Below are 17,816 nucleotides of genomic sequence, written 5' to 3'. Positions count from 1 at the left end.
CACTTGAGGGGGAGATGTCCGGCAGGACAGAGGGGGGCGCTGGCCCGCCGGCATCAAAAGTTCTGCCTTTTGCAATGCCCCGACGTTGCCCGACGCAGCCACCCTATCCGCTTCACCACCGCCCCACCGACAGCTTTTTTCTAACAAGCCCGCCTCGGTTGGAAGGATTTAACTCTACAAACCTAATAGAATTAGCGGACTATCATGGGGCATTCCGATTTTTCTCTTTTCAGGAGCCCTCCATGTCCACCATTTCGCGACGCATTGTTCTCCTCTCGTCGGCGGCACTTGCCGGCGCGGCCTTCCTCGGCCCGGCCCATGCCGACGACCTCAAGATCACCATCGGCTATCAAACGGTGGTCGAGCCTTCGAAAGTGCCGCAGGCCGACGGCGCCTATGAAAAAGCGACGAAGGCAGTGATCGACTGGCGCAAATTCGATTCCGGCGCCGATGTCATCGCTGCGGTCGCTTCCGGTTCGGTCGATATCGGCTATGTCGGCTCGAGCCCGCTGGCGGCGGCGGCGAGCCGCGAGTTGCCGATCCAGACCATCTTCATCGTCGGCCTGATCGGCGAATCCGAGGCGCTGGTGGCGCGCAACGGCGCCGGCATCGAGAAAGTCGCCGACCTCGCCGGCAAGAAGGTCGCGGTGCCCTTCGTCTCGACGACGCATTACAGCCTGCTCGCCGCGCTGAAGCATGAGGGCGTGGATCCGAAGTCGGTCGAGATCCTCAATCTCAGGCCTCCGGAAATCGCCGCCGCCTTTTCGCGCGGCGACATCGACGCCGCTTATGTCTGGGATCCGGCGCTCGGCCAGATCAAGACGACGGGCAAGGTGGTGGTGGATTCCTCGCAGGTCGCCGCCTGGGGCGCGCCAACCTTCGACGCCTGGATCGTGCGCACCGACTTCGCCGAAAAGAACCCGGAAGCGGTGCGCGACTTCGTCAAGGTGACGGGCGCGTCCTATGCCGAGTTCCTGGCCAAGCCCGACGCCTGGTCGGTGTCGTCGCCGCAGGCAGCCGCGATCGCCAAGCTCACCGGCGCCAAGCTGGAAGAAGTGCCGCAGCTGCTCAAGGGCTATGTCTTCCCGACGCTGGAAGAGCAGGCCTCCGACAAATTCCTCGGCGGCGGCACGGTCAAGGCGGTGGAAGCGACATCCGCCTTCCTCAAGGAGCAAGGCAAGATCGACGCCGTGCTGCCGGACTATTCGAAATACGTGTCGTCGAAATACGTCACAGAGGCGCTCGCCTCGAACTAGTACTCGCTTAACGCAATTCCGGACGGAAAACCGCTTCACAGTTTCCTGGAATTGCTCTGAACCCGGCCCGCGCGCTTCTTCCCTGACGCCGCGTGCTGACTGCCCCGGAACCGCTGACGAGCGCCGGGGCCGTCGGATTTCAACGAAATTGCGAGGCATCCATGCCGCATCTCGTGCTCGACCCCCATCTCGTACTGGACCCCCATCTCGTACTGGACAAAGTCTCGATCCATTATGACGGCCAGGCGGCGCCCGCCGTCGAGCTGGTGTCGATCGATGTCGCCAAGGGCGACTTCGTCGTGCTGGTGGGCCGGTCCGGCTGCGGCAAGACCTCGCTGCTCAACGTCGCCGCCGGCCTTGTCGCGCCGGCACGCGGGCGCGCCTCCATCAACGGCAAGCCGATCACAGCACCTGGTTCGGACCGGGCGGTGGTGTTCCAGAACGACGCGCTGTTTCCATGGCTGACGGCGCGCGAAAACGTTGCCTTCGCGCTCAGGCTGCGCGGTGTCAGGCCAGCCGAGCGGGCGCGGCGCGCCGATGAGTTGCTGGCGCTGGTGAAGCTCACCGACGCCGGCGACAAGCGCATCTGGGAGCTTTCCGGCGGCATGCGCCAGCGTGTCGGCCTGGCCCGGGCGCTCGCCGCCGAACCGGAATTCCTGCTGCTCGACGAACCGCTCGGCGCGCTCGATGCGCTGACGCGCGAACGCATGCAGACGACGCTGCTCGATTTATGGACGGCAAGCGAGGTCGGCGTGCTGATGGTGACGCACGGCATCGAGGAGGCGCTGGTGCTGGCCACCCGCATCGTCGTTCTGGCGCCCGGCCCGGGCCGCGTGGTGCGGACTTTTGAACCCGGCTTCTCCAGGCGCTACGCATCGGGAGAAGCCATCCGCACCATCAAGGCCGATCCGGCTTTTGCGGTGGCACGCGGCGAGTTGACCGACGCGATCTTCGAAGGAGAGGCGGCATGACCGTTACCTCCTACACCGAGCGGCCGGGACACAAGATCGATGAGGCGGACGGCCTGTCGGTGCCGTGGTCGCGACCCAGCCCCAAGCGCAAAGGCGTTTCCGCGCGCGCGGTCAGCGCTGTGACCATCCTGGTGGTGCTGGCGCTGTGGGCGCTGTCGGCCCGCCTGCAACTGGTGTCGCCAGTGTTCCTGCCCTCGCCGATCGCGGTGTGGAACAAGTTCATCACCGTCGCCCGTGACGGCTTCGTCGATGCTACGCTGCTGCAGCATGCCGTCGCCAGCCTGTGGCGAGTATTCGCCGCGCTGGTCGCCGCCCTTGCCATTGGCGTGCCGGTTGGTCTCGCCATCGGCATCAGCACGATCGGGCGCGGCATCTTCGATCCGCTGCTGGAATTCCTGCGGCCTATCCCGCCGCTCGCCTACCTGCCGCTGGTCATCATCTGGTTCGGCATCGGCGAGCCGTCGAAGATCCTGGTGATCGCCATCGCCATGCTGGCGCCGGTGGCGCTGTCGACCGCGTCCGGCGTTCGCGGCGTCTCGCAGGAGCGCATCAACGCGGCGCGCTCGCTGGGTGCTACCCAGCGACAAGTGGTCCGCCACGTCATTCTGCCCAGCGCGTTGCCGTCGATCCTGACCGGTCTGCGCATCGCGCTCGGCGCCGGCTGGTCGACGCTGGTGGCGGCCGAACTGGTGGCGGCGACACGCGGGCTTGGCTTCATGATCCAGTCGGCCGCCCAGTTCCTCGTCACCGACGTGGTGGTGATGGGCATATTGGTGATTGCGGCCATCGCCTTCGTGCTCGAATTCACCATCCGCAGGATCGAGCGCGTGCTCGTCCCGTGGGCGGGACGCGAATGATTGGAAACCAGAAGAGCAGGAGAGAATGACGATAACCCATTCCACCGCCGTGCTGTTCGCCCAAGCCGGTAACTGGCTTCTCGCCTGGACCAGGGAAAGCCAGCCGCCAGAACAGCAACCGAAATCGCCAACGCCGGTCCGCTGGGACGCCGAGCGCAACCGCCTGCCGCCGCGCGACGAGAGTTTTTACTGGGCCTGGCAGTATTGGTCGCAGTGAGGGGGTGGGCGCACGATTCATGTCACGAAGACGGCCTAACCCTGGTTTCGTCATCCTAGGGCGAAGCAAGGAGCGAAGCGACGCGCGCAGACCCTAGGATCCATGCCGCGACGGTGATGTTATGCTCCGGCGGTGAAAGAAACCGAGCGCCTACCAGCCGGTTCCACGAAAGAGCTCGAACCACTCTGGATTGGCCTTCTCGATCAGCTCGATCTTCCATTGGCGTGGCCAGCGCTTCAGTGACTTCTCGCGCTGGATGGCATCGGTGATATCGAAATACTCCTCGTACCAGACAAGGCGTTGCACGCCGTAGCGGCTGGTGAAGCGCGAGCCCTCACCGGATATGTGCTCCGGCATGCGGCGGCCGAGATCGTTGGTGACGCCGATGTAGATCGTACCGCGCTTCTGACTCGCGGTCATGTAGACGTAGCCGGTCATGGTTGAAGGGTAGCCCGCGTTGGTGGGCGCGCAAGCGCCATTCTGATCCGCTGCATTCTAAGGCCAATGTCACGGCATGGATCCTAGGGTCTGCGCGCGTCGCTTCGCTCCTTGCTCCGCCCTAGGATGACGAATTCTGGGTTACCGTAGAAGATAATTCCCCACCCCCGCTCCAACTCGCAAAATCATTCCTCTACTAAATTTATAGAACTACCTAGCCTGATCCATCTTCCGACCGGCGAGGCCATTTCCGGCGCCGATCCGCAGCGAAGGAGAGGGATCAATGTTCAATCTAACGAGACGTGTTTTCGGCATCGGCCTGCTGGCGGCGACGGTTGCCGTGTCATCCGGCGCCACAGCGCAGGAGCTGAAGCAGCTCAGCATCGGCTATCAGAAGACCGGCCTGCCGGTGATCGCCAGGCAGCAGCAGGTGATCGAAAAGGCCCTTGAAGACAAGGGCGTGGCGGTCAAATGGGTCGAGTTCACCGCCGGGCCGCCGCTGGTCGAGGCGCTCAATGTCGGCGCCATCGATGTCGGCTGGACCGGCGACGCACCGCCGATCTTCGGCCAGTCGGCCGGCGCCAACATCGTCTATGCGGCAGCGCTGCCGTCGAATGGCGAGGGCGAGGCGATCTTCGTCAAGCCGGCGTCGCCGATCCAGTCCGTCGCCGATCTCAAGGGCAAGCGCGTCGGTGTCGGCAAGGGCACCAGCGCGCATAATCTGCTCGTCGCGGCGCTGGAAAAGGCCGGTATTCCGTTCGACCAGATCACGCCGGTCTATCTCAGCCCGGCGGATGCGGCCGCAGCCTTCGCCAGCGACCAGATCGATGCCTGGAGCGTTTGGGATCCGTTCTTCGCCATCGCCGAAACCCGCTACCAGCCGCGTGTGCTGGCCCGCTCCAGCGAGGTGCTCAAGGTCAACACCTACTTCCTCGCCAACAAGGATTTCGCCAAGGCGCACCCCGAAACCATCACCACGACGATATCGGCCCTTGGCGAGGCGGCGAAATGGGCCGACCAGAACCGCGACAAGGTGGCCGCGGCGCTGCATGAGGTGACCGGTGTGCCGCTCGACGCGCAGATCATCGCCGCCAACCGCACCAAGTTCGGCATCTTTCCGATCACCGACGAGATCATCGCCGGCCAGCAGGCCACCGCCGACCGCTTCTACAAGCTCGGGCTGATCCCGAAAGCGGTCCGCATCTCTGATGCGGTGTGGACAGCACCCGGCAACTAACTTGTCCCCTGACGGCGCCGGGTGAGAACGCCCGGCGCCATTTGCGTTTGCACCCATATCTACAGGAGATCCGCCCGTGACTGTGCCAGACATGACCGCGCCTGCCAGCCCCGCACCGCTCGATTTCTTCTGGTTCATCCCGACGCATGGCGACGGTTCTTATCTCGGTTCCGAGGAGCAGCAGCGACCGCCCGAATTCGGCTACTTCAAGGAGATCGCGCAAGCGGTCGACCGGCTCGGCTTTCCCGGCGTGCTGCTGCCCACCGGTCAGAACTGCGAGGATTCCTGGATCACCGCGGCAGGTCTCGCGACGCTGACCGAAAAGCTGAAGTTTCTCGTTGCGCTGCGGCCGGGCGTCACGCTGCCGACTTTCGCCGCGCGCCAGACCGCCGCCCTCGATCGCTTGAGCAATGGCCGCCTGCTGCTCAATGTCGTGGTCGGCGGCAACCCGACCGAACTCGCCGGCGACGGCGTCTTCCTGCCGCATGACGAGCGCTATGCCCAGGCGCATGAGTTCCTGACCATCTGGCGCGGCCTGGTGTCCGGCGAGCGGGTCAATTTCGACGGCAAATATTACCGCGTCGAGAGTGGCCGGCTCGACCTTCTGCCGCACCAGGAGCGGCCGCCGCTCTATTTCGGCGGGTCGTCGGACGCGGGCCAGGACCTCGCCGCCGACCTCGTCGACATGTATCTGACCTGGGGCGAGCCGCCGGCGCAGGTTGCCGAGAAGCTGGCTGCGGCGCGCGCAAAAGCGGCACTGCGCGGCAGAAAACTGCGCTTCGGCATCAGGCTGCATTTCATCGTTCGCGAGACCGAGGACGAAGCCTGGCGCGCCGCCGACCGGCTGATCAGCCATGTCACCGACGCCCAGATCGAAAATGCGCAGGCGCGCTTCCTCAACCAGATGGATTCGGTTGGCCAGCGCCGCATGGCGCAATTGCATGGCGGACGCCGTGACAGGCTGGTCGTCTCGCCCAATCTGTGGGCCGGTGTCGGGCTGGTGCGCGGCGGCGCCGGCACGGCGCTGGTCGGCACGCCGGAACAGATCACCGAGCGCATCCGCGAATACCAGGCGATCGGCATCGATACCATCATCGGCTCGGGCTATCCGCATCTCGAGGAAGCGTACCGCGTCGCCGAGCTTCTATTCCCGAAACTCGGGCTCGGCACCAGGCGGCAGCGGGCGCATGAGAACATCGCCAACGAATTCTCGGTCGGCTTCCATGGCGCCAACCGCCTGCAGGCTTCGTCATGAGCGTTGCCACGCGCCTGCATAACAATGCCATCGGCTGGCTGCTGCCGGCGCTGGTTATTGCCGGCTGGGAGATGGCCAGCCGCGCGGGCGTCATGCCCGCCAACGTGCTGCCGGCGCCAAGTGCGGTCGCCGAGGCCTTCTGGCGGCTGACGCTGTCGGGCGAACTGGTCCGCAACATCGGCGTTTCGACCGCGCGCGCCCTTGCCGGCTTCGCCATCGGCGGCTCGATCGGCTTTGCGCTTGGCCTTGCCAACGGGCTGTCGACGCTCAGCCGCGGCCTGACCGATACGACGCTGCAGATGATCCGCAACATCCCGCACCTGGCGCTGATCCCGCTGGTCATCCTGTGGTTCGGCATCGACGAGGAAGCCAAACTGTTCCTGGTCGCGCTCGGCGTGTTCTTTCCGATCTACGTCAACACGCTGCTCGGCATCCAGAGCGTCGACCCGCATCTGGTCGAGATGGGCCGCGTCTACGGCATGGACCGGCGCGCCCTGTTCTTCCGCGTCATCCTGCCCGGTGCGCTGCCGGCGATCTTCGTCGGCCTGCGCTATGCCCTGGGCATCATGTGGCTGACGCTGATCGTCGCCGAAACCATTTCGGCCAGCTCCGGCCTCGGCTACATGGCCATGCAGGCGCGCGAATTCCTGCTGATCGACGTCGTCGTGCTGTCGATCCTGATCTACGCGCTGCTCGGCAAGCTTGCCGACAGCCTCGCCCGCCTGCTCGAGCGGCTGTCGCTCGGCTGGCATCCGGCCTTCCAGAACGGATGAGAGATTGCCCATGACCGCCGCCAGCCTGACCGCAGCCCGTTCCTTCGTCGCCACGCCGGTGCGGCCGATCGGCTCCGTCGAAGGGCAGCGGGCCTTTGCCTTCAGGCAAGCCGGCAAGCGCTTCGGCGACAAGACCGTGCTCGACGGCATCGACCTGGACGTGCCGGCCGGACAGTTCCTTGCCGTCATCGGCAAGAGCGGCTGCGGCAAGAGCACGCTTTTGCGGCTTCTGGCCGGGCTCGACCGGCCGACATCGGGATCGCTGACATTCGGCGTAGAAGAGGAAGGACACAGCCGCACGCGCTTCATGTTCCAGGAACCACGGCTCCTGCCCTGGGCCAGCGTGGTGAAAAACGTCGAGGTCGGGCTGACCGGGATTGCTTCCGGCGCCGAGGCAAGGCAACGCGCGCTCGACATTCTCGGCGAGGTCGGGCTTGCCGACCGGGCCGACGAATGGCCTTCGGTGCTGTCGGGAGGTCAGAAGCAGCGCGTGGCGCTGGCCCGCGCGCTGGTCGGCCACCCGCAGATCCTGGCTCTCGACGAGCCGCTCGGCGCACTCGACGCCCTGACCCGCATCGAGATGCAGCAGCTTCTGGAACGCATCTGGATCGCGCAGAAGTTCACCGCCGTGCTGGTCACGCATGATGTCGCCGAGGCGGTTGCGCTGGCCGACCGGGTCGTGGTGATCAGCGAAGGCCGGATCGCGCTTGATCTGGATGTGCCCGTGGAACGGCCGCGCCGGCGCGGCTCGGTCGAGCTTGCGCGGTTGGAAGGCAAGATTCTGGATCGGCTGTTCGGGTAGGTTTGTTGGGGGCGGCGCCGCAATTGGCGGAGTGGGGTCGACCTTTCTTCGAAGCTCACCCTCGAGAACGGTTCGCCCACACCAGTCCCCCCAGCCCGACCAGCATGGTGACGACACCGATATACAGCCATTGCGACTGGCCGGTCATGAAGCTGCCGCCGACAACGCCGACGCCTTGCAGCGACCACAGCGCGCCGATGGCAAGGGCAATCAACGCCAGAAGATTTTTGGTCAGCCTCATTGCCGGATCTCGCTTTCGAAGTCGATTGGTTGGAGCATCGGGGCCGCGATAAAAGAGCCAAAGGAAGTGGCCCGACCATGCCGGGCTCTACTTGGATATTAATGTTCGATCTTGTCAAACGGACGTCTGATCGCAGCACAAAGATCATCATTGATTGACCATCGCGTGCCGGAAAATCCCTGACAGACTGTTACCCAGCGACTCCAAACGTGTGCCACTGCCACGGAACCGCCAGATCACTGCCGCATTTCGCGCCTTATTTGGCACCTAACGGCTGGGGTCTGTCAAAAACGGAGCCATCCCTCAAATATGAAGAACTCAAAACAGACCGCGCTTGTCGCGGTAACGATCGCTGCTGGCCTGATGGTCGGCGCTTCTTCGGCGACCGCCGCCGCCCAGTGCGGCCGCGCCTCGTGGTATGCCCTGCACTCCAAGACCGCCTCGGGCGAGCGCATGAACCCGTCGGCGCTGACCGCCGCGCATCGCACCTTGCCTTTCGGCACCAAGCTCAAGGTGACCAACAAGAACAACGGCCGCAGCGTCGTCGTGCGCATCAACGATCGCGGTCCGTTCATCAAGGGACGCGTGCTCGACCTGTCGAAGGGTGCCGCCGGCCAGCTCGGCTTCATCGGCTCCGGCCATACTTCCGTGTGCATGGCGCGCGTCTAGAGTGGCCTTTTCTTGGACCATGACCTCTGCCGAACCGGAGGTTCGCAAAGCGAAAACCGGAATCCACTTTTCGGGATCGGGTGTCCGGCAAAAGGGCCGGACACACTGCCTACACATTTCGCAGCCGCACACTAAGCCGGCTGGCACCGTTCGGCCCCGATTTCCATGGCCTTGAACCAAAGAAGCATTGGTCACGCAGCGTGACGTATTGCATCGCAGCAATTAGTTGTTAACTTCCCCGCGAGACATCTAGGGCTCGGCGCTGCTCGTCGTCCCTTCGGTCGCAGGCAGCAGCGGGGTTCTCGATGTTCTACCAGCTCTATGAAATGAACCACGCCGCCTTGCAGCCCGCGCGCCTCTATGCCGACGCGGTGCGGATGTTCTATTCCAATCCGCTCAATCCGTTTTCCCACACGCAATGGGGCCGTTCGATCGCGGCGACGGCCGAACTGTTCGAGCGCACCACGCGCCGCTACGGCAAGCCGGCCTTCGGCCTGAGCAAGACCGTGGTCGACTGGAAGAGCGTCGAGGTCACCGAGAAGACCGTCTGGTCGAAGCCGTTCTGCAATCTCGTCCGCTTCGAGCGTGCCGTGCCCGCCGGGCGCAAGCCCGATCCGAAGCTTCTGATCGTGGCGCCGATGTCGGGCCATTATGCGACGCTGCTGCGCGGCACGGTGGAAGCGATGCTGCCCTATGCCGACGTGCACATCACCGACTGGGTCGATGCCCGCATGGTGCCGCTTGCCGATGGCCAGTTCGATCTCGACGACTACATCGATTACGTCATCGACATGCTGCACACGCTGGGGCCGGACACGCATGTGATGGCGGTGTGCCAGCCTTCCGTGCCGGTGTTGGCCGCCGTGGCGCTGATGGAAACGAAGGGCGACCCCTTCGTGCCCTCGACCATGACCTTGATGGGCGGCCCGATCGACACCCGCAGCAACCCGACCGCGGTCAACCTGCTGGCGCAGGAAAAAGGTATCGACTGGTTCCGCGACAATGTCGTGATGCATGCGCCCTGGCCGGTGCGGGGCTTCGGCCGCGAGGTCTATCCCGGTTTCCTGCAGCTGTCCGGCTTCATGAGCATGAACCTCGACCGCCACATCATCGCCCACAAGGACTTCTTCATGCATCTGGTGAAGCATGATGGCGACAATGCCGAGAAGCACCGCGATTTCTACGACGAGTACCTTGCTGTCATGGACCTGACGGCGGAGTTTTATCTGCAGACCGTCGACACCGTCTTCATTCGCCAGGCCTTGCCCAAGGGCGAGATGACGCATCGCGGCACCAGGATCGATCCGTCGGCGATCCGCAACGTCGCGCTGTTCACGGTTGAAGGCGAGAACGACGACATATCGGGCCTTGGCCAGACCAAGGCGGCGCATGATCTGTGCCCCAATATCCCGGCTGAGCGGCATGCCCACTACATGCAGCCGGCTGTTGGCCATTACGGCGTGTTCAACGGTTCGCGCTTCCGTTCCGAAATCGTGCCGCGCATCGTCGACTTCATCACCAGCTATGGCCGCCAGGAGCGTGTCGCGGTGAAACCGAAGCTGGTCCGCGCCGCCAAGAGATAATGCAAGTCGCCCAAATTGCGGATTTTTGGACGATGACCTGCATAGAACCAAGCTTAACGGCGACAAACCGTGAGATTGACCGGTAAAAGCCGGCTGGCTGGCCGATTCTGTTGCACAAGTGCCGCTGTCCAGCCCCTCGGGTAACCATGCCGACAATCCGACCGTCGTCGTAATTGACACGGACTGTAAATCCCCCTTAACCTTTCGTTAATAACAAAGGGTGAGCGGGGACAATGATTTCCTCATCGATGGCGCAACGGCTGCGCGTGTATGCGGCGGCCGGGCTGGCAGTGACGGCGGGCTGGGTGGCACCGGCTTTGGCGGGTGGAGCGATGGCGACCGGGGGTCTCACCTCGCAGCCGATCGGCCACTATGATTTCTGCAAGCTGCATCCGGGCGAGTGCTCGATCCGCCCGACCAATCTGGCGCCGGCTCCGATGAGCGACGGGCTGATGCGCAAGCTCCTCAATGTCACTGCCAGGGTCAATGCCGCCGTCAAGCCGATGAGCGACATGGACATCTACGGCAAGGACGAGGTCTGGGCCTATCCCGACAAGGGTGTCGGCGATTGCGAGGACTATGTGCTGGAAAAGCGGCGCCAGCTTTCACGCATGAGCATATCGCTTGCCGATCTGCTGATCACCGTCGTGCGCAAGCCCGACGGCGAGGGCCACGCCGTGCTGACGGTGCGCACCGACGAGGGCGACTATGTGCTCGACAATCTGACCGACAAGGTCAAGCCATGGGACGCGACCGGTTACCGCTTCCTCAAGCGGCAGGCGATCGACAACACCGGCCGCTGGGTCTCGATCCGCGGTGGCCAGCAGGTTCTGGTCGGCGCGGTTCAGTAGGCACCAGCAACGGCGGCTTCCCTAAGGGCGGCATCCAACGCTTCGTCAAGCGAAGCTCCGTCGCGGTGACCCCTAGGCCACGCTCGATCGCTTCCTCAATTATCTTCACCGACAACCGGCGCAAAATGTTCATGGCCGATGAGCTGGTGCGTGTGCTCCTGGCAACGAGAAATAATCAATGAGATCCTATGTGATCAACCTGGACCGCAGTTCCGACAGATTGATGCGGATGACCGATCGGTTTGCATCTGTCGGGCTTAGTTTCGAGCGAATCTCGGCGGTGGACGGACGACTGCTGAGCCCCACCGAGATCGCCGATGTTTACAAGCCCGTTTTCGGGGCGGCCACAATGACGCAGGAAGAGGTAGGCTGCTTCTTGAGCCATCGCCGGTGTTGGGAAAGGATCGCCTCGGAAGCAGACCCCTACGGCTGTGTTTTCGAGGACGACATGTTGATGTCCAGGCATGCGGATCTGTTTCTTGGCGGGGACACCACATGGATTCCAGCAGGCGCGGACATCGTAAAGATCGAGGCGATTGCTGGACGGGGGGTCTGGCTTGACCGTGCGGTCAAGCTGCTGCCTCGCGACTTCAAATTGGGGCTTCTTCGCGGCTTCGCATTCGGGTCCGGTGGGTACATCCTCTCGAGGTCGACAGCCGAGCGCCTTCTATTGATCACGCGGGTATTTTCGGATGCCGTCGACCATGTGAAGTTCAACCCCGAATGTGGGATAGCTGACAGTCTGAAATCCTATCAGATGTTCCCGGGTCTCTGTATTCAAACCCAAGTCTTTTATCCCAAGGGATCTAGTTTGGTCGATGCGCCTGCACTCGCCACCCATAGTGTGCCGCGTTTTCCGGGGAGGAGTAGGTCATGGCTGGTACAGAAGAGCCTGCAGGCTTTTCGTCGCATGTCGCACAAGTTCCGTCGCCATCGACGAACCGTGATACTCTTTGCCAATGAGGGCTGCCCGGTAGAGCCATGAGATACCGGGAGTACAGCCCGGTCGCTGGCAAACTCCAACCAAACGCCTGACGCGCCCATCTGGATACTTCTGTCTGCGCGCCCGCTTCGCTCGTAGATGACAGAAGTTATATTTCTCCGTGAACCATTTCGCTCCGGCCAGCGACACACAGCCGTGAACCGAAACCAACCATGGAGACTTCAGATGACTGCTTTTCTGCGAAACACCCTTCTTGCCGCTATCGCGGTGTCGAGCATGGCCGGATCCGCTATGGCCGATCAGACCACCAGCTGTGCCAAAACCAACCTCAACGACCTCTGGGCCGGCCGCTGTTGCGGTGATGCCGGGGCGTCGGACTGCCTGGGCGGCGGAAACAATGGCCACGACCACGGCGATCATGGCCGGGGTGGAAATGGCGGCACCGCCGGCAAGAAATGATCTCACCACTGTGCCCGCCGGCGGTCCGCCGGCGGGCAGTTTCCTCGTGAGGCAGGCGAACTTGTACCGGCGCGGACCGTCGGCTACGGCCGCTGGTTCAACGCCGCGCGGATCGATGCGGTGATGCGGCGAAGCTCGGCTTCGTCGAGTTTCTCGATGTTTTCCGCCAGCAGATTGGCAAGCTCGGTGGCAGCGGGGGAAAGACCCGACGTGTCGAGTTTTACACGCGGGTGCGAGGCCTCGGCCAGCCGCGCCAGTTCCTCGGCATCGTCCCAGATGATGTTGAAATAGCCGATGATCTTCTGGATCAGCGTCCAGGTCGGGGCACCGCGCCTGCCATGTTCAAGCGCCGACAGATAGGCGGCGCTGACGCCGATCGCCGCCGCCATGTCCTTCTGGCGGACACCGCGTTCGCCTCGTAGCGTGCGCAGCTTCTCGCCGAACGGGGTCATGTCCCCGCCCTCATGATAGAACTCCTCACAGGCGCGCCCGCCGCAGGCGGATATAGAGCGCACCCGAACCGCCATGGTTGCGGGCGGCATGGTCGTGGCTGGAGACCAGCGGCCGGAAGGCGGGCGTCGACAGCCAGGCCGGCACGGCGCGCCGCAACACCCCATCGCCGCCGGAGGACGAGCCCTTGCCGGTGATGACCAGGACATAGCGGACGCCACCGGCATGCGCCCGGTGCAGGAACGAAAACAGCAGCGAATAAGCCTCGTCCTGGGTCATGCCGTGCAGGTCGACACGGCCCTCGATCGGCAGCCGGCCTTTCGATAATTTGTCCAGCGTCGGCTCGTCGAGGCGGTGCGTGACTTGCTGAGCCTTCGGCTTTGCGGTCCCTGCGGCGTTGGCAGCAGGCTGGGCCGGCTGCGGCTGATTTGGCCTAGCCTCGGCGGCAATGTCGGGGATGTCGACGGCAAATTTGCCCTTCAGCGGCTTGGCCGTGCGCGCCACCAGGTTCCACAGAACCCGGTCATCCTCGCTGAGCTTGTCCGGGCGCCGGGTCATCGGACCGCACCCGCAACGAGCGCGCGCGGCACCAGCGCATAAAAATCCGCGGCATTGCGGACCACGCCGGCGATCTCGCCGGCGGCATCGCCCGAACCGGCGAACAGGTCACCCCGCGCCGGTCCGGTGATGGCCGAGCCGGTGTCCTGCGCGATCATCAGGCGGCGGAACGGTTTTGCGTCGAAAGCAGTGAGCGTCGGCGCGTCGATGTAAAAGGGCGTGCCGAATGTATGCAGCAGGCGGTCGACGGCGATCGAGCGGCCCGGCGTCAGCGGCACCTTGGCGGCGGCGATCGGCCCAAGGGCCGCGTCCTCGACATCGGCCTCGCGAAAGAAGATGTAGGAGCGGTTCTGACGCAGGATCTCGTCGACGCGGTCCGGATGCGCCTTGAACCAGGCACGGATCGACTGCATCGTCACCTCCGCCAGCGGGATCTCGCCAATCTCGCTCAGGATCTTGCCGGGCCCGGTGAAGCGCTGGCCGGATTTGGCGGCATAGGTGACGCGGACAAGCCGGCCGTCGGTCATGGCGAGGCGTGCGGCACCTTGCACGTGAATGAAGAAGGCATCGACCTTGTCGGCCAGCCAGGCGATTTCCAGGCCCTTGCAATCCAGCGCGCCGCGCTCGATCTCGCCACGGTCGGGATACTCGACCGGCCCGGCCGGCGTCTGGCGCGCGAAAGCGAGGTAAGGATCCAGGCCGGCAGGCCGGTTGCTTTCGTCGATATCGACGAGATCGGCCGGGCGCGACAGCAATGGCAGCGAAAACCGGTCCGTGCGCACCGGTGACGCCTCGACTTGCGGTTCGTAGAAACCGGTGACGAGCCCGGCGCCGGCATTTTCGGCAGGGATAAGCGCCGGGACAAAATGGCGCTCGAAGAAGGCGCGGGCTTCCCCGTGGGTCAAAACCGGCGACCGATTCGCCGGCGAAACGGTCCGGGCCTCCGCGTAGGCATCGGCAAAGGCGGCGAAGTCGACGCCGAGCGCACCGCTGCGATAGGGTTTGGTCAGGACATGGAAGGCCGAGCGGCGAAAGGCGGCGAAGGCCGCCAGATGGTCGTCATCGTCCCAGCCGGGCAGGTCGCCAAAGGCTTTCTCGACAAAAAGAGGCGATAGCGACACCGGAGCCTCGCCGCGTGTTTCCGAACTAGTCTTCTTCCTCGGTGGCGACGAGCTTCCAGTTCGGATCGCGCGAGCGCGTGTCGCGGGCGAAGGTCCAGACATCCTTGACCTCGGCAACGGTTTCCGGGTCGCCGTCGATGACCGCACCTGCCTTGTCGCGGGTCGCGGAAATCAGTTCACTGATGATGCGCAGCGTGACATGCGCCTCGCCGCCCTTCATCTCGGCCGAGACGATGTCGGCCTTGTCGATGCCGACGAAGGAGGACTGGATCTTTTCCGCCTTGGCCTCGCGCTCGCCGATGGCGGCGACAAAACCGTCATAGACCTCGCGCGACAACAGGTTCTTCAGCGTTTTGCGATCGCCGTCGGCATAGGCCATGACGATCATCTCGTAAGCCATCTTGGCGCCGTCGACGAAACCCTTCGGCTCAAAGGACGGATCATTGTCCTTGATCGTGCGCAGGCCCTTGTTGAGGTCGGTGTCGGGCTTGGCGAAAGCGTCGATCGCGGCATAGGTGTCGGGAGCCGGCTCGCCTGGCGCGCGCTTGCGCGGCAGCGAGACGACGTTTTCGGATTTCTGGGCGGCATCCTTGTCGCCGGTGCGAGCCGCCGAATAGGGATCGAAGGGCGGCCGTTCGCTGCCGGTGCGGCGGCCCAGCACATTGCGCAGCTGGAAAAAGATGACCACCGCCGCAATCAGGAAGAAAATCGTGCCGAAGTCGAAGAATCCCATATCTTCCGCCAATCAATCCCTGCCCTGTGGCCGGACCGTCAGGCCCAATGGCCACGGTCGCATAGCGTTCAACATTCAAAGCATATAGAACGCAAGGCGCAATCATTCAAATCAAAGGCAGGCATACCTATCTAACAGCCTCAGTGCCAGCGGCGATTGCTCGCTGGCGGCCAAAACAATCGAAACGATCATAACAATCGAAAAAGGTTGGCAAGACTTGCGCATTTCGCTGCTTCCCTTCTTTCTCCTCGCGCTTCCGCTGCTGGAAATCGCCGGTTTCGTCATCGTCGGCCGCGAGGTCGGCGCGCTGGCGACGGTCGGCCTCGTGCTGGCCTCGAGCATCGCCGGCGTGCTTTTGCTCCGATACCAGGGCTTTGGTGTGATGGCCCGCATCCGCACCGAGATGGCCGCCGGCCAGAACCCCAGCCGCCACCTTGCGCACGGCGCCATGATCGTGGTTGCGGCGATCCTCCTGATCATCCCCGGCTTCATATCAGACATCATCGGCCTGCTGCTGTTCCTGCCGCCATTGCGCGATTTTGCCTGGAGCCGGTTCAAGGGCCGCATTGTCGTCGCCACCGATTTCTCGACCGGCGGTTTTCGTGGCCGGCGCGACAGGGTCATCGACCTCGAAGACGGCGACTATTCGCGCGAAGACGATCTGAAGCGCGGACCGGATCACAACTCGCCGTGGCGCCGCCTGAAGGACGATTAGGGCGCCGTCCCATCGACATCCCGCAGCCCGGAAGCAAGGCGGCAAACCTTGTCTTGTCATCCTCGCCATGGTAGCGAACGCCCGATTTCAATTCGGTCAGCGACGCTGCCCAGGCAAGAGGACAAGGCTAATGGCCAGCAAAGATGACGCGCCGGTCGGCGCAGCCAACGGAAACGGCAATGCGGCGCAGCCGTCGCTCAACGTTCTGGCGCAGTATGTGAAGGACCTGTCCTTCGAAAGCCCCGGCGCGCCCAATTCGCTGCGCGGCCGCGACAAGGCGCCGGGCATCGCCATCAACGTCAACGTCAACGCCAACCCGCTCTCCGACAAGCAGTTCGACGTCAATCTGACGCTGAACGCCAAGGCGTCCTTCGACCAGGAAGTGCTGTTCAATGTCGAGCTGGTCTATGGCGGCGTGTTCGCCATCGCAGGCTTTCCGCAGGAGCACATGCTGCCGATCCTGTTCATCGAATGCCCGCGCCTTTTGTTCCCGTTCGCCCGCCAGATCATCGCCGAGGCAACCCGCAATGGCGGCTTCCCGCCGCTGATGCTCGACCCCATCGACTTCGCACAGATGTTCCAGCAGAAGCTGGCCGAGGACGAGGCGTCCAAGGTCAAGGTGAGCTGAGGCCTGCCTGCCATCGCTGTTGTTTTCTGAGAACCCGGCCTCGCGCCGGGTTTTCTGTTTGAGGTGCTGGAGAGATAGCTGAGGCGCCGGCGCCCTTCGAATGGCCTGGCCCTCCCGTCTTCGTCATCCTAGGGCGAAGCAAGGAGCGAAGCGACGCAGCGCAGACCCTAGGATGACGAAGCCGCAAGGGTTTCGGTCAGCAATTGCTCAGCCAGCCGCAACCTTCAGCCACAGTGCCTTTTCGCCAAGCGTCCCGACCATGCCGGTGTGCGCGGCGCGTTCGGCTTCGGTGACACGCGGCGGCAGGGGTGCCGGGCGCTGGCTGATGATGATTTCGATCTGGCGGACATTCTCGCCTTGCGCCGGCGCGGTGGCGCTGTCGAGGATAAGGGCCGCCTGCTTGCCGCCGATCAGCTCGATATAGACCTCGGCCAGCAGCTCGGAATCGAGCAGGGCGCCGTGCTTGGTGCGCTTGGTGTTGTCGATGCCGTAGCGCCGGCAGAGCGCATCGAGCGAATTGGGGCCCATCGGGTGCTTGCGGCGCGCCAGCGCCAGCGTGTCGACGACAAAACCATTGTCTATGACCGGGTGACCAAGCCGGCCGAATTCGACGTTGAGGAAGCCGACATCGAAAGTGGCGTTGTGGGCGACCAGCTTGGCGCCGTCGGTGAAGTCCAGCCACTCCTGCACAATCTCGGCAAAGGTCGGCTTGCCCGCGAGGTCGGCCGCGCTGATGCCGTGCACCGCCTGCGCCTCGGCGTGGATCGCGCGGCCTTGCGGGTTGATGTAGCGGTGGAAGGTCCTGCCGGTCGGGAAGCGGTTGACCAGCTCGACGCCGCCCAGTTCGATGACGCGGTCGTCGCGCGAATCGAGGCCGGTGGTTTCCGTGTCGAAGATGATCTCACGCATCGAATCAGTCGCTCCGCTCCAAGGGAGCAGATTCATACAACGGAACAAAATGGCAATGAGAAACGGCGTTGCCTAGGACAATCGCCACAGGGTTTGCGCTGCCCCTCATCGCCCTGCCGGGCACTTCTCCCCGTATAGTGACGGGGAGAA

22 protein-coding genes are annotated in these 17,816 nt (G+C 63.7%); 15 read left to right on the top strand and 7 right to left on the bottom strand.

Features of this window, described 5'->3' with window-relative positions; genetic code table 11:
• Positions 1 to 242 precede the first annotated feature (242 nt).
• From tauA to EOB49_RS28055, 4 genes are all read left to right on the top strand, one after another.
• A complete protein-coding gene (tauA, locus tag EOB49_RS28070; RefSeq protein ID WP_127322717.1) occupies positions 243 to 1,256 on the top strand; it encodes a taurine ABC transporter substrate-binding protein in 1,014 nt (337 codons plus the stop codon).
• Between the two features lie 161 nt (positions 1,257 to 1,417).
• Positions 1,418 to 2,227 (top strand): taurine ABC transporter ATP-binding protein, encoded by an 810-nt coding sequence (locus tag EOB49_RS28065; protein ID WP_127382894.1) that lies wholly within the window; start codon positions 1,418 to 1,420, stop codon positions 2,225 to 2,227.
• Positions 2,224 to 3,084, top strand: a complete 861-nt coding sequence (locus EOB49_RS28060) for an ABC transporter permease subunit (RefSeq protein ID WP_127382893.1) — start codon at positions 2,224 to 2,226, stop codon at positions 3,082 to 3,084. The genes EOB49_RS28065 and EOB49_RS28060 overlap by 4 nt, the downstream gene beginning before the upstream one ends.
• A 25-nt stretch (positions 3,085 to 3,109) precedes the next feature.
• On the top strand, positions 3,110 to 3,301 hold the full coding sequence (locus tag EOB49_RS28055) for a hypothetical protein (RefSeq protein WP_164762806.1): 192 nt from the start codon (positions 3,110 to 3,112) through the stop codon (positions 3,299 to 3,301).
• A gap of 150 nt (positions 3,302 to 3,451) precedes the next feature.
• Here EOB49_RS28055 and EOB49_RS28050 read toward each other — a convergent pair whose 3' ends face one another.
• Positions 3,452 to 3,739, bottom strand: a complete 288-nt coding sequence (locus EOB49_RS28050) for a GIY-YIG nuclease family protein (RefSeq protein WP_127331970.1) — start codon at positions 3,737 to 3,739, stop codon at positions 3,452 to 3,454.
• 283 nt (positions 3,740 to 4,022) lie between these two features.
• Here EOB49_RS28050 and EOB49_RS28045 point away from each other — a divergent pair, with 283 nt between their 5' ends.
• From EOB49_RS28045 to EOB49_RS28030, 4 genes are all read left to right on the top strand, one after another.
• Positions 4,023 to 4,976, top strand: coding sequence for a sulfonate ABC transporter substrate-binding protein (locus EOB49_RS28045; protein WP_127382892.1), 954 nt, complete (start codon positions 4,023 to 4,025; stop codon positions 4,974 to 4,976).
• A 91-nt stretch (positions 4,977 to 5,067) separates the two neighbouring features.
• Entirely contained in the window at positions 5,068 to 6,231 is a 1,164-nt protein-coding gene (ssuD, locus tag EOB49_RS28040) for an FMNH2-dependent alkanesulfonate monooxygenase (RefSeq protein WP_164781830.1), read from the top strand.
• Positions 6,228 to 7,004: an ABC transporter permease subunit gene (locus EOB49_RS28035; RefSeq protein WP_127382890.1), complete on the top strand. Its 777-nt coding sequence runs from the start codon at positions 6,228 to 6,230 to the stop codon at positions 7,002 to 7,004. Before ssuD ends, EOB49_RS28035 begins: the two co-directional genes overlap by 4 nt.
• Before the next feature lie 10 nt (positions 7,005 to 7,014).
• Entirely contained in the window at positions 7,015 to 7,806 is a 792-nt protein-coding gene (locus EOB49_RS28030) for an ATP-binding cassette domain-containing protein (RefSeq protein ID WP_127268050.1), read from the top strand.
• A 55-nt stretch (positions 7,807 to 7,861) separates the two neighbouring features.
• Here the strand turns inward: EOB49_RS28030 and EOB49_RS36595 are convergent, their stop codons facing one another.
• On the bottom strand, positions 7,862 to 8,047 hold the full coding sequence (locus EOB49_RS36595; RefSeq protein ID WP_164781829.1) for a hypothetical protein: 186 nt from the start codon (positions 8,045 to 8,047) through the stop codon (positions 7,862 to 7,864).
• A gap of 309 nt (positions 8,048 to 8,356) precedes the next feature.
• Between EOB49_RS36595 and EOB49_RS28020 the strand changes: the two genes are divergently transcribed.
• The 5 genes from EOB49_RS28020 (at position 8,357) to EOB49_RS27995 (ending at position 12,552) form a co-directional block, all read left to right on the top strand.
• The gene (locus EOB49_RS28020) at positions 8,357 to 8,716 is read left to right on the top strand and encodes a septal ring lytic transglycosylase RlpA family protein (RefSeq protein WP_127382889.1); all 360 of its coding nucleotides are present in this window, start codon (positions 8,357 to 8,359) and stop codon (positions 8,714 to 8,716) included.
• A 305-nt stretch (positions 8,717 to 9,021) separates the two neighbouring features.
• Positions 9,022 to 10,299 carry a polyhydroxyalkanoate depolymerase gene (locus EOB49_RS28015; protein WP_127382888.1) on the top strand — a complete coding sequence of 426 codons (1,278 nt, stop codon included), beginning with the start codon at positions 9,022 to 9,024 and terminating at the stop codon, positions 10,297 to 10,299.
• Between the two features lie 233 nt (positions 10,300 to 10,532).
• Complete coding sequence (locus tag EOB49_RS28005; RefSeq protein ID WP_127382887.1) at positions 10,533 to 11,150, top strand: transglutaminase-like cysteine peptidase; 618 nt, start codon at positions 10,533 to 10,535, stop codon at positions 11,148 to 11,150.
• A 178-nt stretch (positions 11,151 to 11,328) separates the two neighbouring features.
• The gene (locus EOB49_RS28000; RefSeq protein WP_127382886.1) at positions 11,329 to 12,135 is read left to right on the top strand and encodes a glycosyltransferase family 25 protein; all 807 of its coding nucleotides are present in this window, start codon (positions 11,329 to 11,331) and stop codon (positions 12,133 to 12,135) included.
• 249 nt (positions 12,136 to 12,384) lie between these two features.
• Positions 12,385 to 12,552 carry a hypothetical protein gene (locus tag EOB49_RS27995; RefSeq protein WP_245265299.1) on the top strand — a complete coding sequence of 56 codons (168 nt, stop codon included), beginning with the start codon at positions 12,385 to 12,387 and terminating at the stop codon, positions 12,550 to 12,552.
• Between the two features lie 83 nt (positions 12,553 to 12,635).
• Here EOB49_RS27995 and EOB49_RS27990 read toward each other — a convergent pair whose 3' ends face one another.
• From EOB49_RS27990 to EOB49_RS27975, 4 genes are read right to left on the bottom strand one after another with little or no spacing between them, the layout of a single operon-like run.
• Positions 12,636 to 13,004 carry a helix-turn-helix transcriptional regulator gene (locus tag EOB49_RS27990; protein WP_027040326.1) on the bottom strand — a complete coding sequence of 123 codons (369 nt, stop codon included), beginning with the start codon at positions 13,002 to 13,004 and terminating at the stop codon, positions 12,636 to 12,638.
• A 25-nt stretch (positions 13,005 to 13,029) separates the two neighbouring features.
• Positions 13,030 to 13,560, bottom strand: a complete 531-nt coding sequence (locus EOB49_RS27985) for a Smr/MutS family protein (RefSeq protein WP_127321405.1) — start codon at positions 13,558 to 13,560, stop codon at positions 13,030 to 13,032.
• The gene (locus EOB49_RS27980; protein WP_127382885.1) at positions 13,557 to 14,681 is read right to left on the bottom strand and encodes a murein transglycosylase A; all 1,125 of its coding nucleotides are present in this window, start codon (positions 14,679 to 14,681) and stop codon (positions 13,557 to 13,559) included. Before EOB49_RS27980 ends, EOB49_RS27985 begins: the two co-directional genes overlap by 4 nt.
• A 25-nt stretch (positions 14,682 to 14,706) precedes the next feature.
• Positions 14,707 to 15,414 (bottom strand): Tim44/TimA family putative adaptor protein, encoded by a 708-nt coding sequence (locus EOB49_RS27975; RefSeq protein ID WP_127268043.1) that lies wholly within the window; start codon positions 15,412 to 15,414, stop codon positions 14,707 to 14,709.
• A 217-nt stretch (positions 15,415 to 15,631) separates the two neighbouring features.
• Here EOB49_RS27975 and EOB49_RS27970 point away from each other — a divergent pair, with 217 nt between their 5' ends.
• Both EOB49_RS27970 and secB read left to right on the top strand, forming a co-directional pair.
• Positions 15,632 to 16,129: an FxsA family protein gene (locus EOB49_RS27970; RefSeq protein ID WP_127271639.1), complete on the top strand. Its 498-nt coding sequence runs from the start codon at positions 15,632 to 15,634 to the stop codon at positions 16,127 to 16,129.
• A 130-nt stretch (positions 16,130 to 16,259) separates the two neighbouring features.
• The gene (secB, locus tag EOB49_RS27965) at positions 16,260 to 16,757 is read left to right on the top strand and encodes a protein-export chaperone SecB (RefSeq protein ID WP_023813420.1); all 498 of its coding nucleotides are present in this window, start codon (positions 16,260 to 16,262) and stop codon (positions 16,755 to 16,757) included.
• Positions 16,758 to 16,964: 207 nt separating this feature from the next.
• Here secB and dnaQ read toward each other — a convergent pair whose 3' ends face one another.
• Positions 16,965 to 17,666: a DNA polymerase III subunit epsilon gene (dnaQ, locus tag EOB49_RS27960; RefSeq protein WP_127323025.1), complete on the bottom strand. Its 702-nt coding sequence runs from the start codon at positions 17,664 to 17,666 to the stop codon at positions 16,965 to 16,967.
• Positions 17,667 to 17,816 lie beyond the last annotated feature (150 nt).

Origin of the sequence: Mesorhizobium sp. M7A.F.Ca.MR.148.00.0.0, from assembly GCF_003997735.1 — a bacterium.
GTDB lineage: Bacteria > Pseudomonadota > Alphaproteobacteria > Rhizobiales > Rhizobiaceae > Mesorhizobium.
Note: the sequence above shows the minus strand (reverse complement) of the source record. Positions and strands in the feature narration are given on the sequence as shown.